The organism is Sphingobacteriaceae bacterium (assembly GCA_002319075.1).
Classification (GTDB): domain Bacteria; phylum Bacteroidota; class Bacteroidia; order B-17B0; family Aurantibacillaceae; genus Aurantibacillus.
Genome location: NVQB01000001.1, coordinates 3,433,482 through 3,457,320 on the forward strand (window position 1 = coordinate 3,433,482; position 23,839 = coordinate 3,457,320).

At 39.4% G+C, this 23,839-nt stretch carries 23 protein-coding genes and 1 tRNA gene; 11 read left to right on the forward strand and 13 right to left on the reverse strand.

Annotated elements, in window-relative coordinates; genetic code table 11:
* Positions 1–5: 5 nt before the first annotated feature.
* Positions 6–293 (reverse strand): 1,2-phenylacetyl-CoA epoxidase subunit B, encoded by a 288-nt coding sequence (locus CNR22_14885; GenBank protein ID PBQ33007.1) that lies wholly within the window; start codon positions 291–293, stop codon positions 6–8.
* A gap of 79 nt (positions 294–372) precedes the next feature.
* The gene (locus tag CNR22_14890; GenBank protein PBQ33008.1) at positions 373–1,332 is read right to left on the reverse strand and encodes a 1,2-phenylacetyl-CoA epoxidase subunit A; all 960 of its coding nucleotides are present in this window, start codon (positions 1,330–1,332) and stop codon (positions 373–375) included.
* Here CNR22_14890 and CNR22_14895 point away from each other — a divergent pair.
* The gene (locus tag CNR22_14895; GenBank protein ID PBQ33009.1) at positions 1,319–1,915 is read left to right on the forward strand and encodes a hypothetical protein; all 597 of its coding nucleotides are present in this window, start codon (positions 1,319–1,321) and stop codon (positions 1,913–1,915) included. The genes CNR22_14890 and CNR22_14895 overlap by 14 nt on opposite strands.
* Here the strand turns inward: CNR22_14895 and CNR22_14900 are convergent.
* The 8 genes from CNR22_14900 to CNR22_14935 all read right to left on the reverse strand — a co-directional run bounded on the left by CNR22_14900 (position 1,893) and on the right by CNR22_14935 (position 10,388).
* Positions 1,893–2,972: a phenylacetic acid degradation protein gene (locus CNR22_14900; GenBank protein PBQ33010.1), complete on the reverse strand. Its 1,080-nt coding sequence runs from the start codon at positions 2,970–2,972 to the stop codon at positions 1,893–1,895. The two genes, CNR22_14895 and CNR22_14900, sit on opposite strands and share 23 nt — an antisense overlap.
* A 2-nt stretch (positions 2,973–2,974) precedes the next feature.
* Complete coding sequence (locus CNR22_14905) at positions 2,975–3,562, reverse strand: TetR family transcriptional regulator (GenBank protein PBQ33011.1); 588 nt, start codon at positions 3,560–3,562, stop codon at positions 2,975–2,977.
* A 154-nt stretch (positions 3,563–3,716) separates the two neighbouring features.
* Positions 3,717–5,144 carry a glucose dehydrogenase gene (locus CNR22_14910; protein PBQ33012.1) on the reverse strand — a complete coding sequence of 476 codons (1,428 nt, stop codon included), beginning with the start codon at positions 5,142–5,144 and terminating at the stop codon, positions 3,717–3,719.
* 223 nt (positions 5,145–5,367) lie between these two features.
* Positions 5,368–6,966, reverse strand: coding sequence for a trehalase (locus CNR22_14915; GenBank protein ID PBQ33013.1), 1,599 nt, complete (start codon positions 6,964–6,966; stop codon positions 5,368–5,370).
* 315 nt (positions 6,967–7,281) lie between these two features.
* Positions 7,282–8,091: a hypothetical protein gene (locus CNR22_14920; GenBank protein PBQ33014.1), complete on the reverse strand. Its 810-nt coding sequence runs from the start codon at positions 8,089–8,091 to the stop codon at positions 7,282–7,284.
* Positions 8,092–8,264: 173 nt separating this feature from the next.
* Positions 8,265–8,663 carry a hypothetical protein gene (locus CNR22_14925; protein ID PBQ33015.1) on the reverse strand — a complete coding sequence of 133 codons (399 nt, stop codon included), beginning with the start codon at positions 8,661–8,663 and terminating at the stop codon, positions 8,265–8,267.
* Positions 8,664–8,916: 253 nt separating this feature from the next.
* Positions 8,917–9,453, reverse strand: a complete 537-nt coding sequence (locus CNR22_14930) for a hypothetical protein (protein PBQ33016.1) — start codon at positions 9,451–9,453, stop codon at positions 8,917–8,919.
* Between the two features lie 125 nt (positions 9,454–9,578).
* Positions 9,579–10,388 (reverse strand): 2,3,4,5-tetrahydropyridine-2,6-dicarboxylate N-succinyltransferase, encoded by an 810-nt coding sequence (locus tag CNR22_14935; GenBank protein ID PBQ33017.1) that lies wholly within the window; start codon positions 10,386–10,388, stop codon positions 9,579–9,581.
* A 278-nt stretch (positions 10,389–10,666) separates the two neighbouring features.
* Here CNR22_14935 and CNR22_14940 point away from each other — a divergent pair.
* Both CNR22_14940 and CNR22_14945 read left to right on the forward strand, forming a co-directional pair.
* A tRNA-Arg gene (locus CNR22_14940) sits at positions 10,667–10,740 on the forward strand.
* 126 nt (positions 10,741–10,866) lie between these two features.
* Positions 10,867–11,187 (forward strand): excinuclease ABC subunit C, encoded by a 321-nt coding sequence (locus CNR22_14945; protein PBQ33018.1) that lies wholly within the window; start codon positions 10,867–10,869, stop codon positions 11,185–11,187.
* A gap of 214 nt (positions 11,188–11,401) precedes the next feature.
* Here CNR22_14945 and CNR22_14950 read toward each other — a convergent pair whose 3' ends face one another.
* On the reverse strand, positions 11,402–12,118 hold the full coding sequence (locus CNR22_14950; protein PBQ33019.1) for a cytidylate kinase: 717 nt from the start codon (positions 12,116–12,118) through the stop codon (positions 11,402–11,404).
* Positions 12,119–12,295: 177 nt separating this feature from the next.
* Here CNR22_14950 and CNR22_14955 point away from each other — a divergent pair, with 177 nt between their 5' ends.
* Positions 12,296–13,507 (forward strand): hypothetical protein, encoded by a 1,212-nt coding sequence (locus CNR22_14955; GenBank protein ID PBQ33020.1) that lies wholly within the window; start codon positions 12,296–12,298, stop codon positions 13,505–13,507.
* Positions 13,508–13,675: 168 nt separating this feature from the next.
* Positions 13,676–14,947 (forward strand): adenylosuccinate synthase, encoded by a 1,272-nt coding sequence (locus CNR22_14960; protein PBQ33021.1) that lies wholly within the window; start codon positions 13,676–13,678, stop codon positions 14,945–14,947.
* Positions 14,948–15,020: 73 nt separating this feature from the next.
* On the opposite strand, the gene lgt is transcribed toward CNR22_14960, so the two are convergent.
* Positions 15,021–15,884, reverse strand: a complete 864-nt coding sequence (lgt, locus tag CNR22_14965; protein PBQ34917.1) for a prolipoprotein diacylglyceryl transferase — start codon at positions 15,882–15,884, stop codon at positions 15,021–15,023.
* A 366-nt stretch (positions 15,885–16,250) separates the two neighbouring features.
* Between lgt and CNR22_14970 the strand changes: the two genes are divergently transcribed.
* Positions 16,251–16,817 carry a phosphoribosylglycinamide formyltransferase gene (locus tag CNR22_14970; GenBank protein PBQ33022.1) on the forward strand — a complete coding sequence of 189 codons (567 nt, stop codon included), beginning with the start codon at positions 16,251–16,253 and terminating at the stop codon, positions 16,815–16,817.
* Positions 16,818–16,929: 112 nt separating this feature from the next.
* Here the strand turns inward: CNR22_14970 and CNR22_14975 are convergent, their stop codons facing one another.
* Complete coding sequence (locus tag CNR22_14975) at positions 16,930–18,969, reverse strand: hypothetical protein (GenBank protein PBQ33023.1); 2,040 nt, start codon at positions 18,967–18,969, stop codon at positions 16,930–16,932.
* A gap of 155 nt (positions 18,970–19,124) precedes the next feature.
* Here CNR22_14975 and CNR22_14980 point away from each other — a divergent pair, with 155 nt between their 5' ends.
* From CNR22_14980 to CNR22_15000, 5 genes are all read left to right on the forward strand, one after another.
* Positions 19,125–21,038: a band 7 protein gene (locus tag CNR22_14980; GenBank protein PBQ33024.1), complete on the forward strand. Its 1,914-nt coding sequence runs from the start codon at positions 19,125–19,127 to the stop codon at positions 21,036–21,038.
* Positions 21,039–21,235: 197 nt separating this feature from the next.
* Positions 21,236–21,931 carry a hypothetical protein gene (locus CNR22_14985; protein PBQ33025.1) on the forward strand — a complete coding sequence of 232 codons (696 nt, stop codon included), beginning with the start codon at positions 21,236–21,238 and terminating at the stop codon, positions 21,929–21,931.
* Positions 21,932–21,946: 15 nt separating this feature from the next.
* Positions 21,947–22,525 (forward strand): HPP family protein, encoded by a 579-nt coding sequence (locus CNR22_14990; protein ID PBQ33026.1) that lies wholly within the window; start codon positions 21,947–21,949, stop codon positions 22,523–22,525.
* A gap of 47 nt (positions 22,526–22,572) precedes the next feature.
* Positions 22,573–22,776 carry a hypothetical protein gene (locus CNR22_14995; GenBank protein ID PBQ33027.1) on the forward strand — a complete coding sequence of 68 codons (204 nt, stop codon included), beginning with the start codon at positions 22,573–22,575 and terminating at the stop codon, positions 22,774–22,776.
* Between the two features lie 102 nt (positions 22,777–22,878).
* Positions 22,879–23,805, forward strand: coding sequence for an alpha/beta hydrolase (locus CNR22_15000; protein PBQ33028.1), 927 nt, complete (start codon positions 22,879–22,881; stop codon positions 23,803–23,805).
* The last annotated feature ends 34 nt before the right edge of the window (positions 23,806–23,839 follow it).

Sequence of the window (23,839 nt, forward strand, 5' to 3'; positions counted from 1 at the left end):
AAAAATTACATGTGCCCGATACCATCGGGAATAGTATAAAATGTTGGGTGCCTGTAAATCTTGCTGTTAGCCGATTCGTACAAAGCATCTTCTTCGTCGGGATTTGAAGCATGAATGTTAGCAGACTCCACTACCCAAATGCTTACACCTTCCATACGGCGGGTATAAACATCGCGTGCGTTTTCAACAGCCATCTCAGCATCTGCTGCATGAAGGCTTCCCACATGCTTATGGTCTAGTCCCTGCCTGCTGCGGATAAATACTTCCCATAAAGGCCAATCTCTTTTTTCCATGTTATTCGTGTTTAATGTTCAATTTTATTTAATGTGGTTAGTGACACTCTGAACGGTTCAGTAGTTATCTTTAAAAGACTTATGCTACTTTTTTATTTTCTCCTTTGCGTATTCTCTGCTTTTCTGCATGCGCTGAGGCAGCTTCTCTTACCCATTCTCCTTCGTCATAAGCTCTTTTGCGAGTTTCCAGTCTTTCGTGGTTGCAAGGGCCATTTCCTTTTACAACATTCCAGAATTCTTCCCAGTCAATTTCTCCAAAGTCGTAGTGTTTGGTCTCTTCGTTGTATTTTAATTTATCGTCGGGAATTTTTAATCCTAAATACTCTACCTGCGGTATACACATGTCTACAAAACGCTGACGTAATTCGTCATTCGAAAACCGTTTAATTTTCCATTTCATCGATAATTCGCTGTTTGCCGACGCGTCATCGGTTGGACCAAACATCATTAAGGTTGGCCACCACCAGCGGTTCAAAGCGTCCTGTGCCATTTCTTTTTGTTCAGGACTTCCAGCGCAGAGAGCCATCATAATTTCATAGCCTTGTCTTTGGTGAAAACTCTCTTCCTTGCAAACACGCACCATAGCTCTGGCGTAAGGACCATAAGAAGCACGGCACAAAGGTACCTGGTTCAGAATGGCGGCACCATCTACCAGCCAGCCAATCGCACCCATATCTGCCCAGGTTAAAGTAGGGTAATTAAAAATGCTTGAATATTTTGCTTTACCAGAATGTAAATCATTGATGAGTTCTTCACGAGCTGCACCAAGGGTTTCGGCAGCGCTGTATAAATACAAGCCATGCCCCGCTTCGTCCTGCACTTTTGCAAGAAGCACTGCTTTTCTTTTTAAAGAAGGAGCGCGTGTCACCCAGTTACGTTCAGGCAACATACCCACAATTTCAGAATGCGCATGCTGAGAAATTTGACGGATCAAAGTTTTGCGATAAGCATCCGGCATCCATTCTTTTGGCTCAATGCGCTGTTCAGCATCAATGTTAGCCTGGAATTTTTTTTCTAAATCAACGATGTTATTTTTCATTGTATGTTTGATTAAGTTTTTATTGTATTCTCATTTTGTTACATCGGGGAGGGCAAAAGTCTATTTTACTTTTGAGCTAGCGTTGTCACATCAGGGGGTAGTCCATGTTCTCGACTACGCTCGAACTGACATTCAAGGAACTCGAACTGACATCCAAGGAACTCGAACTGTTCTCGACTACGCTCGAACTGACATCGCAAAAGCTCGAAATGTTCTCGACTACGCTCGAACTGACATCGCAAAAGCTCGAAATGTTCTCGACTACGCTCGAACTGACATTCGAAGAACTCGAACTGACATTCAAGGAACTCGAACTGACATTCGAGGAGCTCGCACTGTTCTCGACTACGCTCGAACTGACATCGCAAAAGCTCGAAATGTTCTCGACTACGCTCGAACTGACATCGCAAAAGCTCGAAATGTTCTCGACTACGCTCGCACTGACATTCGAGGAGCTCGAACTGACATTCGAGGAGCTCGAACTGACATTCGAGGAGCTCGCACTGACATTCGAGAAGCCCGCATTGGCACCCTTACAACTAAAACGGTCAGCTTCCATTTTATTTCACGTCAAAATTTATAACTACATCTTTTGTCTTGGGATGTGCCTGGCAGGTTAAAATAAATCCTGCATCAATTTCATCTTGTTCTAATCCGTAATTCACATCCATAGTCACTTCTCCTTTTTCGAGCTTTGCTTTGCAGGCACAACACACGCCCCCTTTGCAGGCATAAGGTAAATCAGACCCACTTTTCATCGCGGCATCTAAAATACTTTCGCCTTCGTATGGAATTTCCATTTCTGTGGATACACCATCGAGTTTAATGATGACTTTGCTCCTGGGTCCGGTACTTATTTTAGTTACTTTCTTAATTTGTTTTTTTGCTAACTGAGCTCCGGCTGTGGTGAACAATTCGAAGTGTATGTTTTTTGTAGGAATACCGGCTGCAGCCAAAGTATCTTTCGCCGTTAGGATCAGGTCTTCAGGGCCGCACAAAAAACATTCGTCAATCATTACCGGATCAATGATATTTTTTAAGAAGTACTCTATTTTGGTTTTGTCAATGCGTCCTGCTAAAATTTCCGCGTCAGCTTTTTCCTGACTTAAAATATAGTATAGGCTAAGACGACGCATATACTTGTTCTTCAGCGCTTCAAACTGTTCTTTAAAAATAATAGAACCTTTATTTTTGTTGCCGTATAATAAAATGATGGTGCTTTGCGGTTCTGTTTTTAAAATGGTTTTTACAATGGACATTACCGGGGTGATACCACTTCCAACAGCAATAAAAAAATAATTCTTTTTATTGGTTTCTAAAAGATCGGTGCTAAATCTTCCCAGTGGTGGCATCACTTCCACTTCGTCTCCTACTTTTAATGTAGAATAGGCGTAATTCGAGAATTTTCCTTCCGGAATGGTTTTAATAGCCACAGTCAATTGCTCATCAAGCGGACTAGAGCAGATAGAGTAGGAGCGGCGAACCTCTTCGCCATCAATGATTGTTTTTAAAGTGAGATATTGTCCGTGCTTAAAACCGAAGATTTCTTTTTTATCTTCAGGCACATCAAAAAGCACCGAAACACATTCCGGTGTTTCTTTTTTCAGAGCTTTTATTTTTAAGTTATGGAAGCGTGACATAATTATTTTTTTAGACCGCTTAAAAGCAGGTTAGTAATATCTTTTTCTAATTCTTTTTCAGAGATTTTTCTTTTCGGATTATACCACAACTCAATCCAGCGTATGGCTGAAAGTATCGTAAACATAGCCACCGAAACATTTATAGGTGCAAATTCTTTTTTAGAGATGCCATTTTCTATCAATGCCGCAAACCTGGCTTCGTAACCTTTGCGTAAAGTTTTAAAAATAGAAAGTTTTGGTTCCGGTAAAGATTTCCAATCATTGTTGGTTACAGACACAGATGCCGCATCTTCGATCATCAACTGAATATGGAGTCGAATGATAGACTTTAGTTTTTCAGTGTAAGATGACTTTTCATTTTCAACCTTAGAAATGTGTGAAACATATTCTCCCGCAATGCGGAAACAAATTTCTTCAAGCATCTCGTCTTTGGATTTAATGTGACTGTAAATACTCGCAGCCTCCACTCCCACGCGTTCTGCCAGGTCTCTCATCGAAGCGCTTCCATAGCCTTTCTCTTTAAATAAGAGCGCAGCTTCTTTAAGAATGTTTTCTCTTTTAGAGATCTTTTTTTTGACAGCAGTTGGCATTGTTATAAAGGGATATTTTAATCCTTAGATAAAAATATGAAAGCGGAAGTGAAAAACCTAACGAACGTTAGTTTTTTAACAAATTATAAGTTGGTGCACAAAAAAAACGGACCGCTAAGGTCCGTTTTGTAATTAAAGTATTTGAAAGTAAACTTTAGTTTATGATCAATTTATGTACATAACTTGAATTAGTGCCCGACAGTCGAAGTAAATAAATTCCGGGCTGCAGTTGTTGTAACGAAGTTTCCTGGGCACCTGTTTTTCCAGTTACAGTTTCTTTTGCTACTACGGCGCCACTCATGCTAACGATCTCTAACAAAGTATAATTTGCTTTTTCATCGAGGTTCATATATAAAATACCTTCTGCGATTTTTGGAGCAACGGGATACCTGTTTTTGTTTTCGGCAATACCCACAGGATTGCCTGTGGCATTGGTGCCAATGCGGTGTACGCTATTATCTGTATGAGAAACAACGTAGGCTTCTCCACTTTCTGTTTCTCCAAAGTGTACCATGCCGGTAGGTGAAAGAGTTTGAGGTGTAGTAGTCCAGCCGCCTGCTCCATCCGAAATAATTTTATACCAGGCACCCGAATAAAAATCTGCGCTTAAGTAATACCCTTGCAATGCTGGAAATGCAGAGCCCCTGTATACAATTCCACCTGTTATACTCGCTGCAGGATTTTGTGTGCTGTATGTATGAGCCGGCGCAACATAAGAGGATTGTGGTCCACAACCCGTAGTGTTAAAAGCAGCATTGCCTTCGTAACAACGCCATCCGTAGTTTTGTCCGGGGATAGCACCCGCAGGTCGGAAATTTATTTCTTCCCAGGAATCCTGGCCTACATCACCGATCCACATATCGTGTGTTTGTCTGTCGAAGCTCCAGCGGTAAGGATTACGCAGACCTATGTCGTAAATTTCGTTGTTGTAAGGATTTCCGGCCGGAACAGAGTAGTAGGGAGCAGCCGAGGCAGTATTGACAGCGAAACGTAAAATTTTTCCAAGCAATACGGAAGTGTTTTGTGCATTATTGGAAACATCACCTGCACCGCCACCATCTCCGGTGGAAAGATACAAGTAACCATCGTTTCCAAAATGGAGCTCACCACCATTATGATTTGTATTGCCTGGGTGAGGAATACTGATAATGACTTTTTTAGAATTAGCATCCGCTACATTCGGACTAGCACTAACCTGGTAACGCGCTATCTCGAGCATGCCGCCGGCTGTTGTATAATAAACGTAAAAGAAACCGTTGGTGGCATAGTTGGGATGAAAGGCCATACTTAATAATCCCCGTTCACCGTCACTGCTGATATTGGTTACCGTTAAGAAAGTAGAAAGTAAAGTGAAGGAAGCATCGTAGGCAAGAATGGTTCCGCTTTTTTGTACGATAAATACACGGTTAGTACCGTCACCGGCATTTACAAATGCGATGGGACCAGTAAGACCGTTTGTAATTACGGGAGTAAGCGTTATTGTTGGCGCTTGTGCAAATGTTTTTCCAAGAAGAAAAACAAAAAGAATTACCAGGTTCTTTAAGGAAATTTTGCGAAGAATCGCTGAGTAAGTGTTATTCATAGTTTTGTGATTTGTTGGTTCATTCTAAGTTAGTAAAACAAAAAAATGCGCCAATCGTAAACAGAATAGATTTTGTGTTTATTTAAGGAAAATTGGCGGCGGCAAAAAACATACCAGGCGCAAAAGGAAATAAATGTGTTTTTAATAAATGAGTTTAAGTTAGCAAGCCATCTTTCAAATCAAATGGGTGCTTTAATTACAGAAATAAAAAGTAGTTATAGATCTATCGATTTTGTTCGTTGTTTAATTTCTGAAAAACACCAATAGTCCAGGCACTGGAATTTAGTTTTTCCTTCCTGTTACTTTCAGTAGCAAATTCTTCAACGATGTATTTTTCAGGAAAGTGACCGGTTGTTTTATAGGTTCCATAAGCAAGCTTAAGCCATCGGTTTTTAATGGTATCGGCTGTAGCATTAAAATTGTAATTGCGTAAACCTTTAATTGCCATCCATTGCAAAGGGGCATACCCATAAGGTGAATCCCATTGTTGACCGGTTTTGTAGGGTGTTGTAACAAGTCCGCCTGGTCTTAAAAAAACTCCCTTAATTCTGTCTTCAACTTCTTTGGCCTGCGCGGGCGAGGCAAGTTGAAAAAATAAGGGAAATGTTCCTGCTAATGAATAAACCAGTGAGTGCCTTTGTTCTTTACAGTTAAAATCGAAGTAATAATTTTTAGCAGCACTCCAGCAGTAATTATTGATGGCGTTCATGCGTTCTTCAGCCCTAAAGTTAAATTCGTTTGTTTTTGAAATGTTGCCGGTTAGAGAATAAGTGTGTGCGAGTACCAATTCTTCATAATATAAAAGACAATTTAAATCGACAGGGATAAAGTCGGTTGTGTGTATGGTTGCCGGTGCATACATGTTCTCACCTGCAATATCGATCCAGCGGCTTGAGCAGCCCCATCCGGATTCTGCTGCAGCGCGAATGTTTCGGTAAAGTTCTTTTTCGCTGTATGTTTTTAGAACCAATGATGCTTCTGCCGCAGCTTTAAGGTCTTCGTAATAATTTTCTGCACGTGGTGTAGTTTGATCATCCCAGTAGCGATTCAGTATTTCACCGCCAGGTAATTTTACAACGCGCTGGAATGTGCCTACAACATTAGCCTTGAGCTGCTCTGAACCTCTCATCCAAAAAGCATATTCTTTTTCGAGGGCAGGGAGATATTTTTTATAAGTAGAATCGCCTTTTGATTGCACTAATACAGAGAGCATGAGCGCAAAAACTGGTGGTTGTGAACGGCTAAGGTAATAACTGCGATTTCCGGCAGGAACAAAGCCATAGTGATTGATCATCCACGAAAAATTATCTACACTATTTTGAACTGCCTCAATGTCGCCGTCTGCCAGTAATCCAAGCATGGCAAAATAACTGTCCCAATAGTGCATTTCACGAACACTTTCGCCTGCGATAACGTAAGGGTAAGGCAATGCCAGCAATGTGCCGTTTTGTTTTTTATCAGCAGGATGTTTTAAAGTTTTCCAAAGCGCTGAAATGTCTTCTGACGCTGAGAGGGAATCTACCCGGGAGTCTTCATGCGGAGGTATGAGGAAATTCTTTTTTACAAAGTCTAAAATAACTTCTGGAGATTTATTCTTAAGGGTAGTATATTCCAGGTTTATGGAATCGAGGTCTCCTAAAGGAACGCAGTCTACAAAGGTTTTACTGTCGCTGAAAATTCTCAGACTCTGTACATCATAAAACAATTGCCCGTAAAGTTCTTCAGGGGGATCATTTCTGAGTGTTTTTGGAAGTTTAGGTTCGTCGGAACATCCGGCTAAACTTAAAAACAGGAAAGCAGGAAATAATAATTTCAGTTTCATGCGCTATTAAAAAGAAATAAAAATAAAACTTATTTCTCAAAAGCAATCAGCTCTCTAAGGAAGTAGTTTTAAATTTTAGCATAAAACTCGCTGGAATTTACGCTTTCAATTTCTCTGTGAAGTGATTTTCCATCAGTAACACTATGCGCAAGAAAAACTCCTGCAAAAAAAACAGCGGTGTAATGCTACCGCTTCATTAAAAAGGAAACGTGGGATTTCCCCCTGAAAGTAGCGGTTAAATATGAATTAAAGATTTGCTGAAATAAAAAAGGAGCCATTGTAAACAGCTCCTTTTTGTAAATGCGTATAAAGACCTTAAATTGTAAGGATGCCTACAACAGTGGTGTTTCCCACTGTAACAGTGATGTTTGATAAGGTAGCGGTATTAAAAGGAGAAACCGGTACCGCAGAAACGCTGTAAGTTCCCGCTGGCAAACCTTTAATAATAAAATTGCCATTGCTGTCAGCAACGGTTGAGTAAGAGTTGCCGCCTGACGTAACAGTAATTATTGCAGCTACTCCGGGTTGCGATAGTTGTCCTTTTATGGAGCCACTGATGGCAGTTTCAACCGTTCTTATAACAGGTTTAAGCGAGTAACTACCATTGCCTTTTTCAACAATGGATTGATTTGCATCGAAATCGAGTAACACATAGTAAGCTACACCGGCCTGCAAAGTTTGGTGAACCTGTAGTTTTAAACCTGATTGTTCAGCACTTGGAGTGCTTAAAGGATAAGTAACGCCTCCTTTAACAACCGTACTGTTAGGGCCTAGTATTAATCTTATTTGCTCTACCTTGTCTACATATAAAGATCCGGTAGCAATAAGTGTGTCAAGGCCATTCGAGAAATTAAGTAAGTTGTAGATGCCGGCGTTTACATTTAATTGCGTTGTATTTCCGTTACCGGTAATTTCTACAGCTTGTAGATCAATGTTTACTGCGGTATACGGTCCAGGCGCATCGGTCATACGCACGTAATAGGGTGTTGGTTTAGCTGGATCTAGGGTTGGTTCTGGGGTTGATTCCTTTGTGCACGAATTTGCAAATAAAACAATCGTGAAAAGAACTGCGAGCGATTTAAGAGTTTTCATAAGTTTTATTTTTTGCAAAGGTTGAATTTGCATTCTCCCTTCAGGGCTGGTTTAAACTATTCTGCTTATAATTTCATGCCATAAAAAACATAAAGTAGTCTCTCTAAAGACTTTAAACAGCGCCTTAACCCCCAAGCATTTCATAAATTTATTTTATTACTCCAGCCATGTTCTTGTAGTCTTCTACAAATGAGGCATATAAGTTCTTACTTTCTAAAGGGAAATAATTCCCTTAGACGTAGATCTCTGAGCCATAAACCTCCCCACATAATTGCGGAGATATAAACTGAAAATAATGTGTGACTGAATAATGGATTGTCCACACGTAAATGAGTAGCCATTGCCCCACCAAAATAACCGGTTAGCAAAACTGCTCCTAGTATGGAGGTTCGAGGAATAGCATAAAGCAAGGTGCAAACAAGAGCAATAACACCGAGTGTAAAAATATGGTGTTCTTTATAACCCAATTCGTTAACGGTTGTTTGAATTACTTCCGGGGGACATGCAAATTTCATTATAGCATCAAATGCCATAAAGAAGATGATAAGTCCACTCATTATTCTGCCGGTTAAGAGTTGCGCTTTTGAAATGTGATTTGTTTCCATAATTTTTTTAAGCAAATATAGAAGGCGTTTTATAAATTCATACTTGTTATTAGCGACATATTGTGGGTTAAATACGTCAACAAAAAAACGGATTTAGTAGTTAATCTCCTTGCCGCTGGTAATAGTATATTCCGGCTTCTTATCTCCGGAGGAACTAAATTTTACAAAATTTATTTATTCTGAATAGTTTGTTACAACTTAAGCACTTTGGGGACGAAAATCATTTTTCAAATCGCTTGTATTAAACGCTAAATTATATCGCATTTATTTTAGCAAATGATAATGGATTCGAAATATACTTTATGCCATAACTGTTTAGTGAAGCCCAAAGCCGTCCGGATTCTGCCTTTGTAAACCTTTTCAGATCACTGCTAATTTCAAAGATTTCGCATTTAAGTCCTGCCTCGTTTACAGGAAAAGAGACAATGGATTTTTGAGGGAAAGATTTATTTCCCACTGTAAAAAATTGAACGAAATCGTAGTCAAAGCCATCGGGTATATAAAGGCACAGTCTTTTCGCGCCTTCCATTAGCTCCACTTTAAGTTCGATAAGTTCTGAAATAGCGTATGTACTTTTAAATAAATTGAACGTTTCTTTTTTAAAATTCCCGGCAACGGATTGAAGCCGTGGAATTAGATTTACATAAACATCAAATTGATTCTCGGAGCCGGTTTGCAGATCCGCATAAAAGTCATGTATGGTAAAATCGCCACCATTTATGGTGTATGCTTTTTTACCAATAAAATAATCGAGGTCTTTTACAAACTCCAGCGCTTCATTTTTTTTCATTTGATTTTGTTTAAGCGTTTGTAAAGAAAGCAGGTTCTACAAAACGACCATATTAAGGCGTTAAGAACCGAAGATAGGCCCAAAGGTAATGCTCTTGCAAAACCTGCTATAAAGTATCGCGGTTTTTAAACGGCAACATTATGCTCTCTCAAAGCATCGTTCAACGAAGTCTTAAGATCGGTGCTGGCTTTACGTTTCCCAATAATCAATGCACAGGGTACCTGAAACTCTCCCGCAGGAAATTGTTTGGTATAACTTCCCGGAATAACAACACTGCGTTCTGGCACATATCCTTTTGTTTCGATAGGACTTGATCCGCTGACATCAATAATTTTTGTAGACTGAGTTAATACAACATTTGCTCCAAGAACTGCTTCTTTCCCAACTCTCACGCCTTCCACCACAATGCAGCGGGAACCGATAAAAGCATCATCTTCAATAATTACCGGTGCAGCTTGCACGGGCTCTAATACTCCGCCAATACCAACTCCTCCGCTCAAATGCACATTTTTTCCAATCTGTGCGCAGCTTCCAACGGTTGCCCAGGTATCTACCATAGTTCCCGAATCTACATAAGCGCCGATATTTACATAACTCGGCATCATAATTACACCGCTTGCCAAAAAAGCACCGTAACGCGCAATAGCATGTGGCACCACTCTTACGCCAAGATTGGCGTAATTGGTTTTCAAGGCCATTTTATCATGAAACTCCATGGGGCCAACTTCAAAAGTGGTCATTTTGCGTGTAGGAAAATACAGAATTACCGCTTTCTTCACCCATTCATTTACCTGCCAGCTGCCATCAGGCATTGGCTGTGCCACTCTTAACTGACCAAGGTCTAATTGCTGAATTACTTCATTAATAGTTGCTACTGTATGTTTGTCTTGTAATAAGCTTCTGTTGTGCCACGCGGCTTCGATAATGTCCTGCATAAGTGATTTTTAAGAACGGCTAAATTAATAAAAAAGGAGAAACTGTCTACAGGAGATGTCTCCCGATATTTTTAGCGAAGTTTAATTACAGAATCATAAGGTGGAATTGTGTAAAGTACGCGGTCTGATTACATGGTGAATTAAGGATCCTACGCCTTCGTTTGTTCGATAAGAGGCTTGTTGGGCCATCTAACCACGCCGGGAGGAATTTATCATGCGTATGATCAAAAAATTATTTGGATTTTCAAAAAAAGCCGTATATTTGCAGCCTGAATCAAGGTTCCATAGCTCAACTGGATAGAGCACCTCACTACGGATGAGGAGGTTTGGGGTTCGACTCCCTATGGTACCACTGAAGTAGAAAACCCCTTTCGATTTATTTCGGGAGGGGTTTTTCACTTCAGTGGTGTCCCGAAGTGAAAGCACGAAGTGATTTTTACTTCGGGGCCACTTCAGAATTTTCCTTGTTTTTATAACTATGCCTCTACCGTATTGTGTTTATATACTTTTTAGTAAGAAAGATTTTGAATTATATGTAGGATATACTTCAAATCTGGAAGCGAGAATTAAAGATCACAACTCCGGCGGGACGAAGAGTACATCATACCGAGGCCCATTGGAATTAATTTTTTGTGAGTTTTACCTTTTTAAAGAAGATGCAAAGAAGCGAGAATTATATTTTAAAACTACAATGGGCAAAAAAGCAATAAAGCTAATGTTGATAGGGACTCTGGATAAATTGGGTTATAAAGGAACTCTTAAGCCTTTAGATATTATCGAAGATACCATTTCAGATTAAAAACACAGTATGTTATTAAAGTTCGACATTTGATTCGACCATTTCCAAAAAATAAAAAATCTTAATTAAATCCTCAGGGTCAAAGTTCGACATAGTTCCCACTGGTACCACGATTATAAAAAAAGCCTTTTCGATTCTATTCGGAAAGGCTTTTTCACTTTAGAAAGTTTCAGGAAATTCCGGCCAATTCAAGCCTGGTAAAACCCGACTTTTACTAATGATGCGATTGTTCTTCGCGGGAAATAAATTGTAGATCGGAAATCAGCTTCAGCACAAATTCGAGTTGTTCTTCTTTTGAAAGGTCGCTGTTGTCCAAAATTACAGCGTCTTCTGCCTGAGTGAGCGGACTTTCTTCGCGGCTAATATCGGCCATGTCGCGTTTTAACAGACTCATTTCCACTTCAGCCATTGTAAAGTACTGACCCTTGCTACTGAATTCATCCATACGCCTTTTGGCCCGGACATCCGGATCGGCAATCATAAATAATTTTAATTCTGCTTTTGGAAAAACGTGGGTGCCAATGTCCCGGCCATCTAAAACAACTGCTTTTCTTTTGCCCATCTGGCGTTGAGCCGCCACCATTTTCTCGCGTACTTCTTTAATAGCACTCACTTTACTAACAAGATCACTCACTTCCATGGTCCGGATATCGCGTTCCACGTCTTCCCCATTTAAAAAAACATCTGAGTGGTGTGTTTTTGGATTGACGTTAAATTCAACATCTACTAAAGGTAATCGAGTTATCAGCTCTTCTTTATTGACAACCTTATTAGCGTCAATAAGTTCATTTCTTATAGCATATAAAGTCACCGCGCGGTACATAGCTCCGGTGTCGATGTAATTATAGCCAAGTTTTTGCGCCAGGGCTTTTGCCAGGGTGCTTTTCCCGCAGCTACTGTATCCGTCTATAGCGATTGTTATTTTTTGCACAGCTATAAATTTACGATTTAATTTATAAGAGAATCAGGAAAATTATGCATGTAGTTTAACGGTTGCGATCTTTGTAATCAAATAAGAAATCAAATCGCTATTAAAAAGTAAAGCCAAAACTAAAGGTCTTTTTTTTTATGTTAACTTTAAGTCCGGTAAATTTTTAAACCCACATCCATGAAATCAGAAAATCCCAATATGTCTGGAGTTATTTTTAGGCAACACCCGACACTTAAAAACAAAAACGGCAATAAAAAATGCATTTTATTTTTAGTGTTAGCAGGCTTGTTAAAACTCAGTTCGGCCCAAACAAGCGGAGCCCTCATTGGGATCTATACGCAGGGTACAAGCGGATCCACGTATTATTCCAAAATTCAGGATGTCGCTTCGGGGCTTATTGCAGCATCGAATTCGCTTACGGGTGTCAATCACAATTATGGTAAAACTACCTATGATGAAGCAGGCAAACGTTATTTTTGTACCACAAATCTGGGTATCACTATAATTGATGCGCAGACAAATAGTGTACTAGGAAATGTTGTGCCCCCTGCTTACTTTGACGCCCTTGAATATAATCCCAATACAGGAAAACTAGTTGGTGTTTGTCATTACACCTCTGATCTGTTTTTTACGCTTGACATTAGCACGGGTGTAACAACGACACTTTCAACTATACCAACCGTGTTTTCTCCGCAGCTAGGCGAAGGTACGTTTGATGTTGCCGGTAACAGGCATTTTTATCGTCTAACAGCAGGAAATGTATTGGTTTTAGATGCGGCCACCGGAGCTTTAATTAAAACTATTGGTGTGGATATTAGTTCCATAGAATTCAATCCTAATTCCGGAGAATTGATAGGCTGTGCTCAAAGGGGTGGTGAATACAAGTTTTGTCGTGTAAATGTTTCAACAGGTTTAATTACAAGTAGTATTACCCTTACCGGAGTGCAAGATATGAGCGGAGAATCTACTTTTGACGCTGTCGGAAACAGATATTTTGTGAATACTAATCTGGGGACAACTATAATCGATCCGACAACAGGAGTTATAATTACGTCAATTCCGCGGGCTTTGTATGGATTGGAATATATTGGCAATATCAGCATTCCTGTTGGCATTTCGGAGATCTCAAGTGGTAACTCTGATGTTTTAAAAGTATATCCAAATCCATGCGCTACAGTGATTAATATTGAGAATGGCGCTGCTATGAAAATAAACCGACATTCGGTACGAATAAACAACAGTCTTGGACAAGAAGTGTATAAGCAGGAGCTAACGCAAAATGCCATCTCTATAAATGCCTCCACGCTGCCGGGCAAAGGCATTTATTACTTGCAATTACTTGATTCTGACGGTAAAATATTGGAGAGACGTAAAATTATTTTGCAGTAATTAGCCAGGTTTTCAGATGTATTTTTTATCCGATCGCAACATTTGATGAGTTAGAGGATGCGACTGGTCTCAGATAAGGCAAAGCGCTTTCTTTAAAAAGTTATTAAGAAATGCCTGTAAAAACCTTTCTCTTTTAGTACTTTTACCCTTTATTTTTCGATCAAAATTATGAGCAAAGCAGACGTATTATTAGGCCTACAATGGGGTGACGAAGGAAAAGGTAAAATTGTAGATGTATTAACTCCCAAGTACGATATCATCGCCAGGTTCCAGGGTGGTCCGAATGCAGGACACACATTGGAGTTTAACGGTATAAAACACGTTTTGCATACCATTCCAAGTGGAATTTTTCATCCAACTGCTATAAATATTGTTGGAAATGGCGTGGTAATTGATCCGGTAATTTTTAAAAAAGAAATTGATGCTTTATTGAAACTGGGTGTGGATGTAAAGTCCAAACTCATGATCAGCAAACGCGCGCATTTGATTTTACCAACGCATCGTTTAATTGATGCCGCCAGTGAAGCTTCAAAAGGCAAAAATAAAATTGGATCTACGTTAAAAGGTATTGGCCCAACTTACATGGATAAAACCGGGCGTAACGGTTTACGCATTGGCGATATTGAAACCAATGAGTTCAGAGAAAAATACGATGCCCTTGTAGAAAAACACAAACAACTTTTACAGCACCATAATTTCGAATACAATTTGGCTGAATTAGAGCCGGCCTGGTTTGAAGCCATAGAATCTATTAGAAATCTACCCTTCATTGAAACAGAACATTACCTGAACAAGGCGATGCAGGAAGGTAAAAAAGTTTTATGCGAAGGTGCGCAGGGAAGTTTATTGGATATTGATTTCGGATCCTATCCTTTTGTAACCAGCAGCAACACTATCTGCGCCGGTGCTTGTAACGGATTAGGAATTCCTCCAAATAAAATTGAAAACGTTATTGGGATTTTTAAAGCTTATTGCACGCGTGTAGGTAGCGGACCATTTCCAACAGAATTAGATAATGAAGTAGGAGAGAAAATTCGCCAGGTAGGAAGAGAGTTTGGTGCTACAACGGGCAGACCACGCCGTACAGGCTGGTTAGATATTCCGGCTTTAAAATACGCTGTGATGATTAACGGTGTTACCGAGTTAATGATGATGAAGGCGGACATTTTAAGTGAATTTGACGAAATAGAAATTTGCACGCACTATGACCACAAAGGTGAAAAAATAGATTATCTGCCTTACAATATCGATCCTCAGTACCTTAAACCAATTACCATTAAAGTAAAAGGGTGGAAAGTAGATCTCACAGAGATCGATAGCAAAGAAAAATTACCTGCTGCTTTATTAGAGTATGTAAAATACATTGAAAAAGCTGTAAATACGCCAATCTCTATCGTATCTGTGGGTCCTGACAGGAAACAAACCATTCACATGAATTAATACGAAAACGACTCTACAAAAAAAAAGCAGCTCAAAAATACGAGCTGCTTTTTTTATTCTATTAATTCAAAGTTTATTCTGGCTTGGTAATAGCTTCCGATCTGTACGAATTCGGAGCTCTTTTAAAAGAGTAAATAATAAAAATGATGCCAATGGCAATAAATGGAAGACTTAACCACTGTCCCATATTAAACTGCATCTGATCTTCAAAGCCTACCTGGTTTTCTTTAAAAAATTCGTCTACGAACCTTTCAATGAAAAGTAGAATGCAGAGCATGCCAAACATAAAACCTGGTCCTACAGAATTGCGTTTGTTTTTCCAAAACCAAAACATGAAAATAAATAAAATGAGACAGAAGATGGCTTCGTATAATTGCGCCGGATGACGCGGCTGATTGTCTGCCTGCACAAAAATGAAAGCCCAGGGTACATCTGTTACTCGCCCGATTATTTCACTATTGATGAGATTTCCGATACGGATACACATACCCGCTAAAGGAACTACAACTACCAAGCGATCAAATAACCACAACCAACTTTCTTTTGTTTTGCGGCAGTAGAGTATCATGGCTGTAATAATGCCAATCGCTCCGCCGTGACTCGCTAAACCGCCTTCATATACCTTCAGCATATTCAGCGGGTGCGATAAATAGCCTTCTTGTATCAACATCCCTGTTGGTGTATACTCATCCCACCAGGGACCATAAAATAAACAATGTCCAAGTCTTGCACCAAGAATCGTCCCTATAATAATATAAAGGGTTAAAGTGTCAAGGTCCTTATCAGACCTGCCTTCTTTTTTGAAAATAATATTCATAAAATAAAAGCTGGCAATGAAGGCAAGCGCCCACGTTAAACCATACCAACGCACTGGCCAATCGATGCCGGGGATAGTGAAAATTTCGGGTGAAGGATTCCAGGTAATGAAGTTTAAAATCATAGAGGGTAAATTTAAGAATTTCTTTCTACCAAACTACTAGACAAATTAACCACTAAGGCACCAAGATCACTTAGGAGCACTAAGAAATAATAAGCGAAAATCGTCGCGTACTTTTGACTACTAAGGCACTAAGATCACTTAGGAACACTAAGAAAAATAAGCGAAAATCGTCGCGTACTTTTGACCACTAAGGCACTAAGACCACTTAGGAACACTAAGAAAAATAAGCGAAAATCGTCGCGTACTTTTGACTACTAAGGCACTAAGACCACTTAGGGACACTAAGAAAAAAAGCAGGAAAAAGTCTAAGTGTTTCTTGTGTCCTTAGTGTCTTAGTGGTAAGAAATAGTTACTTTTGCCCTCATGATTAATGCGGCCATATTTGCCAGTGGAGAAGGTACCAACGCGGAAAACTTATTTACCTATTTTGCGAATGATTCGCGTATAAAGATCAAATTGGTTGTAACCAACAAAGATTCAGCAGGAATTGTAGCGCGCGCGGAAAAGCACAAAAAAAACGTACAGATAGTAAGTAAAGCAGCTCTTGAAAATTACACCGATCAATTGATTGAATTTTTAAAAGTAGAAAAAATTGATCTGATCATTCTTGCAGGATTTTTATTAAAAATTCCGGAAGCTTTTGTAAAAGCTTTTCCAGATAAAATTATTAATCTTCATCCAGCGCTATTACCAAAGTACGGTGGAGCAGGGATGTACGGCGCCAACGTTCACAAAGCGGTTATTGAAAATAAAGAAAAAGAGAGTGGTATTACTATTCACTATGTAAACGAAGAATACGACAAAGGTGAAATTATTTTACAGGCAAGTACTTTATTGGATGAAAATGAAACTCACGAAACACTCGCGAAAAAAATTCAGCAACTTGAGTTTGAACATTTGCCTAAGGCAGTGGAGAAGTTTTTAAAATAAAGTCAGCAAACTAATTTTTAAGCCTAAGTTCCTCATCCCTTAATTTCTTTACGTGCTTTGCATCTCAGGGCGCCGCATTGTTTCTTACGCTCTTAGCGTGTCTGCCTGCAACTTATTTCTCCAAAATCTGAAATTCCGTTCTACGATTTTTAGCGCGACCTTCTTCAGAAAGATTATCTGCAATCGGTTTTGTCTGCCCGAATCCTTTAGCTGTTATACGCTTGCCTTCAATTCCAAACTCTTCCAAAATAGCTTTTACAGTAAAGGCACGATTTGTACTTAAGGCCTCATTGTCTTTGGGATTGCCAATATTATCTGTATGACCCTGAATCTCTACTTTAATTTTCGGATTTTCTTTTAAGTAGCCTGCAAAACTTTCAAGGATAATGCGACTTTCGGGTTTTAAGTCGGCGCTGGCAGTGTTGTATAGAATATTATCAATTACAAAACGTCCGCCTTCTTTTGCTTCTTTTACCTCAATATTCACAACTGTAGGTTCTGAGTTAACAGGTGGCACGTCTTTCATTTTAATGATCTTCACATTAAAAGCAACGTCATCTTTTTTTACCGTTAAAACAATGTCATTTTTTTGTTTCTTCACTGCAATCATGTAATCTCCTGTAGCACTGTCTACCGTTGCGTAAGAAATTTGTTTAGTTTTTACATCTTTAATCTCAATTGCTGCTCCCGTAATTTGATTGCCTGAACTATCTTTCACTGTTCCTTTAATAAAAGATGTTTGCTGCGGACGAGCCTCTTTATAAAGTGGAAAGCCATACAAATCATATTTCCCAACGCCTCGGCCTCTTACTTTGCCTTCATCGTAACTGAAGAAATATCCTGTTTGTGCATCACTGCTTACAAAAAAACCTGTATCGTCGGTGTAACCGTTAATAGGTGAACCAATGTTTTCAGGTTCTTCCCATTCGCCCTTTTCATTTTTACGGGAATAATAAATATCGTAAGCACCAAATCCAAAATGTCCTGTGCTGCTGAAATAAAGAGTCTCACTGTCACTGTGAATAAAAGGTGTTTTTTCATCGCCTTTTGTATTGATGGTCGGACCTAGATTTTGGGGCACGCTCCATTGCCCTGTTTTTACATCTTTTACCGTATAGTATAAATCAATTCCACCATATCCACCCGGACGATCGCTTGCGAAATAAAGTGTAAGTCCGTCGGAAGCAATGCTTGGCTGACTATCCCAGTATTTGCGGTCATTTACATTTGCACTTAGTTTGCGAATCTCACCCCATTCTCCATTTGCAAAATCACTGACATAAAGATCGCAATTCGGTTGAGGTAAACCTTCCTGGCGCATCATCGCGAAGTACAAACTTTTATTATCGATAGAAATACTACAACCACCCTGGTTATCATCGCTTGTATTAAACGGAACTCCCATGGCCTCACCCTTATCAAATTCGCCACCAATAGAACGTTTTGAAATCATGAAAACTTCTTTCTCTGCATCGCTCGCCGAGACACGGTTCATGCTTTGTAAAGGAACGCGTCTAACAAAATAACAACTCTTATCATCGGGAGAAATGTAGGCTAAATATTCATCACGTTCGGTTGACACACCTCTTACCACTTTCGGATCAAACTGCACATTTTTTTTAAGACCCATTTCTTTTTTTGCCGACTTGATCATCATTTTTGCCTGGTAAGTTTCCTCTTTCCAGTCTTTGGCAAATTTTGATTCATCTTCATCTTTAAAGTCAAGAAACTTTTGTAAATATTTTATGGCCGAGTCGTTTTTTGTTTTTTCGTAATAGTCATAACCTATGTAATAATAAGGTTCGCTGTGTATTTGTGGACAAAGGCCTATAGCCTTATAGAAAAATGGTACACTTGGTGAAAAAGGCTTGTTGTCTATCTTACTTGTCTTTATAAATTCCTGCCCCACTGCTAAATAGGTCTCAGCGAAATCTGGTTCCATTTCCATAGCTTTTTTTAAAAATTCAAGGCGTTCAGGCTTTTTATATTTTTTTTTATCTAATCCTTTTTCATAAAGAGCAATTGCCTTTTTGGAAATTTCTTCGCTGCAGTATTTTTTAGGTTTGGCATCTTCATCCTCCTGTGCCAGAAGAAGTGTATTTAAAAAAAGCAAGAAGAAAAGTGCGAAAAGCTTAGTCATATTAGAAGTCATGATCAAAAGTAAATGAATGCTAAAGCTAAATTACTCACAAATTAAAAGGTTGTTTACGTGTCAATGTTAAAAAGCCCTAACAAATGTTTATAAGATTGACTCACGTCTGTGCAACAAACAAATACATTTACCCCAACCTAAAAAAATAGACACACATGGAATTTATTGCAAGATTTTGGTGGGTAATCATTCCCATTTTAATGCTCATATTTTACAAACTCGTTTTTCGTTTATTCGGAATTATTATTGTGCCGGAAGATAAAATCGGGCTCGTTACCAAAAAATTCGTCCTTTTTGGCAAATCAGAATTACCTCCGGGCAGAATCGTTGCCGTACAGGGGGAAGCGGGCTTTCAGGCGCAGACTTTTGCCCCGGGAATTTACTTCTGGAAATGGATCTGGCAATATGAAATCACTTTACAGGCGCTCACCATTATTCCGCAGGGAAAGATTGGATTAATTGTTGCGAAAGATGGAAAGGAATTAGAAACCGGTCACATTCTCGCGCGAAAAGTAGAATGTGATGGTTATCAGGATGCTGTAAGTTTTTTAAATAATGGTGGAAGAAAAGGAAGACAATCGGCTTATATTACGGCAGGAACTTACCGTATCAACACATTTTTATTTGAGATTTTTTCGGTGGACATGTTTACTGTTACCGATAATATGGTTGGTGTTGTAACTACGCTTGATGGTTCTCAAATTGAAGAAGGTAGCATAGCCGGGAAAAACATGGATGGACATAATAATTTCCAGGATAGTGATGCTTTTTTATCACGCGGTGGAAATAAAGGTCTGCAACCGCAGGTTATTTTGGCCGGTTCTTATTATCTGAATCCCTGGTTTGCTGTAGTTGAACAAATTAAAATGACAGAGATACCGATTGGGTATGTGGGGGTTGTTATTTCGTATGTAGGAAGCGAAGGAAAAGATTTAAGCGGAGCTGAATTCAAACATGGTAACATCGTAAGCCGCGGTGAAAAAGGCGTATGGGCAGAACCATTAGGGCCCGGCAAATACCCGATCAATACTTTTATAATGCGTGTGGAATTAGTTCCGACCACTAACCTGGTACTAAACTGGGCAAATGCCCGCAGCGAAGCGCATCAGCTCGATAAACATTTATCCACTATTACGGTGCGCAGTAAGGACGGTTTCCCGTTCAATCTCGACGTTTCACAAATCATCCACATTCCAACAAACGAAGCACCAAAAGTTATAGCACGGTTTGGAAATATGGTTAATCTTGTAGGACAGGTTCTGGAACCCACTATTGGCAATTATTTTAGGAACTCGGCGCAAGATAGTGATGTAATCGCTTTTTTAAGTACCCGTAAAGAAAGACAGGATGCAGCGAAAAAACGTATCAGTGAAGTGCTTGATCAGTACAACGTAAACGGCGTGGATACTTTGATCGGAGACATTGTGCCACCGGATAGCTTGATGAAAACATTAACGGATCGTAAGATCGCCGAAGAACAAAACACCACCTTTGAAACACAAAAACGCGCAGAGATTACCCGCCAGACTTTAGAAAAGGAAACAGCTGTGGCGGACATGCAAAAGGAAATAGTGAAAGCAGATCAAGGTGTATTGATCGCAGAACGTATAGCAGATGCGGCCGTTAAGAAAGCAACCGGGGAAGCGAGCGGTGTAAAAATATCTTCTGTGGCAGAAGCCGATCGTCTGAAAATTATTGCTTCAGCAGATGCTGAGAAAACAAAAGTAACAGCGAATGCAGAAGCGGAGAAAATTAAAGCCTTAGCAAACGCGGAGGCAGAAAAGATTTCAGTGACAGGGAATGCGGAAGCGCAAAAAATTCTTGCTATTGGTAAGTCTAACGCCGAAGCTTATAAATTATCTGTTAGTGCCATGGGCGGAGATAACTTTACCAAATTAAAAGTAACAGAAGCGATCGGGAAAGAAAAAATAAAAATCATCCCCGAAATATTAATTACAGGTGGAGAAGGCGGAAGCAACGGCCCCATTAATGGTTTGCTGGGATTGCAATTGTTAGATGGTATGATGGAGAGGAATGCCAAGAAAGAAGATGGTGAAAGAAAAATCTAACTTTCTGACATTAAAATTTGGAAAAAAATAAGTTTAAAATGTCACGTGTTGTGTCATATAACCTGGGACACTTTGTTAAAAAGCCACAACAAATGATAATTAGTTGCTGTTGGAACGCAGCGTGGCTATAAAAAGTGTTAAGAAAAAAGTAGCTGCCGATAGTCTTTGGTATACTTGTGTAACTAAATGAAACAGCTATGAAAAAACTATTTTTATCCAGCCTTGTAATAAGTGCCCATTTCATGAATGCTCAGCTAAACAAGGGAACAGTTCTCCTTGGTGGTGATGTTGGCTATTATCAGACTAAAAACGACAGGACGGGCACGGTAGACCCTAACCAGAATCAAAAATCGGAGTCCAAAAGTCTAAGTCTTTCTTTGGATGCAGGGTATTTTGTAGCGCAAAATTTCGCAATTGGAATTTTTGCGGCGCATCGCTCGTACACCAGTAACAGCGACGAAGTGGGGAACAACTACATACGATTGTATGACACAGAAGAAAATCAAAGTTCTTTCGGAGGGTTTGCACGCGGTTATAAATTATTTGCTGACAATACGTTTGGTTTCTTTGGAGAACTAAGGGGCGGTTATTTGACAGGGAGTTATGAAACAAGGGATTTTTATCAGCCAAACGCACAACCCTCGCAGTTAAACAGACGCGTTGACAAAGGGCCTGGCTTTATAATTGGTTTGCGTCCGGGCATCGTTTATTTTATAAGACCAAGAATTGGTTTGGAAGCTAGTTTTGGAAATTTGAGTTACATGTCGCAAAAAACTGATAATTCATATAATGGAGAGAAAGTATCGGAAACCAAATCAAATAATCTTAATTTAAATTTAAACGTGAGTAGTATATCTTTAGGAGTTCATGTCTATCTTGGGGGCAAACAATAGTCGACCTAAAGATTTATGGTAACACAACATTTAAAACGTAATTACCGCATTGCAAAATATGTGATCTACAAACAAACTATTGTAGATCCTATTGATCACCTCTGGACTTTTATTGGCGCTTTCATTGGTATAGGACTCGTTGGTTTTCTTCAAGGCACGCGGTTTGGCGAGATGGATAATGTTTTCTTAATCGGATCCTTTGGTGCGAGTGCAGTATTAATTTTTGGAGCAACTAACAGTCCTTTGGCGCAACCCAGAAATTTGGTTGGAGGGCATTTAATTTCAGCCATCGTGGGGGTTTGCATTCATAAGCTGTTGCCGGATCAATTGTGGGTGGCTTCAGCACTGGCTGTTTCGCTTGCAATTGTCGGCATGCAGATTACCAAAACCCTTCATCCGCCCGGCGGAGCAACGGCCCTCATCGCAAATATAGGTTCTGAAAAAATAAAGGCTCTTGGGTTTTTTTATGTTTTTTCACCTGTACTGTCGGGAGTATTGATATTGCTGGCGGTGGCGCTTGTTGTAAACAATATTCCTAAACACCGTACTTATCCTTACCAGAAAAAATTGTTCTGGAAGCGTTACAAAAAGTGAGCTCAGCACAAGTCTTTTCTTATCTTTAGTGGTATTAAAACTCAATTATGGACAAAAAAAGAATCAGAGGAATCGTTGCATTATTCTTAGTACTCTCAATTGGCAATTTTTTACGACTCGACGGACACGAACAAGTACGTCCAGTTCTTTTTATAACGATTCTGGCAATTGGTCTTTTGGCTGGTGTACTTATTAGTGATCTTGCGCATTTGTACAGAACCAGGAAAGAAGATAAAAATAAAATGGTTTAAGCCGAGTTGTTAATCCCCGTTTTATTATCTGGCATACATTAAAAGTAAGTGTCGAACCTTACGGGTTGAATGCCTTTTTTTTGTTAAGCGCCCTATTTTATAATGACTATTACAAGACATTCCTATTTTAAGAATAAACCAGCTGCTAATTCCTGGTTAAAACTCTGGGTCGATCGGCTGGAGAAAATGAATGAAAAACTATATTCTGGTTTCCAGATTTCTACTTCGTTGGGAACAACACAGGTTTATGGTTTAAATCTTGACAGAGAAGATCTTGAGCCCCTTGTGCTATTTCCAGGAGCAAGAACGAGTGCGCTTTTTTTTGATCTGGATAATGGGTTAAAAATTCTTGAAGATCAGTTCAGAATTTACTTTATCGAAACAAATGGATTGCCCAATCTTAGCGACGGTAATACACCTGATATTAAGTCGTCAGGCTACGGTGAGTGGGCTTCAGAAGTGCTCGAAACCTTAAGTATTTCTAAAGCCTTTGTTGCAGGTGCATCTTTTGGCGGACTTATTTGCATGAAATTAGGAATAGTGGCACCTGAAAAAGTAAAAGCGGCATTTCTTTTCAATCCAGGCTGCCTGCAACCGTTTTCTTTAACATCTAAGAACCTCTACTATAATATTCTGCCCATTTTTGCTCCAACCGAAAAAAACGTTCTGACATTTTTAGAGAAAGCGGTACTCTTCAAACCCAATCACTGGCTCTCTGAAGAACGCCTTAAACTTTTGGTGGACTACGAAGTTTATGTTTTAAGAAATTACAGAGACAATACGCAAAAACCTTACTACATGAATGAGGAATTGCGAAAGGTAAAATGCGCAACTTATTTGATAGAAGGCGACAAGGATTTATTGTTTCCTTACCAGCAGTCGATTAAAAATGCAAAGGAAAAGATCAGCACTTTAAAAGAGGTTAGCATTTTAGAAAATGTGGGTCATGGTATTGAAACTTTACCGGCAGCTATGCAGCTACTGAAGCAGAAGATTAATGAGTATTTGAAAGACACTGGAGCTGTTTAAAATAAAAGCTTTTAACTGGTATCTTTTTAGATTC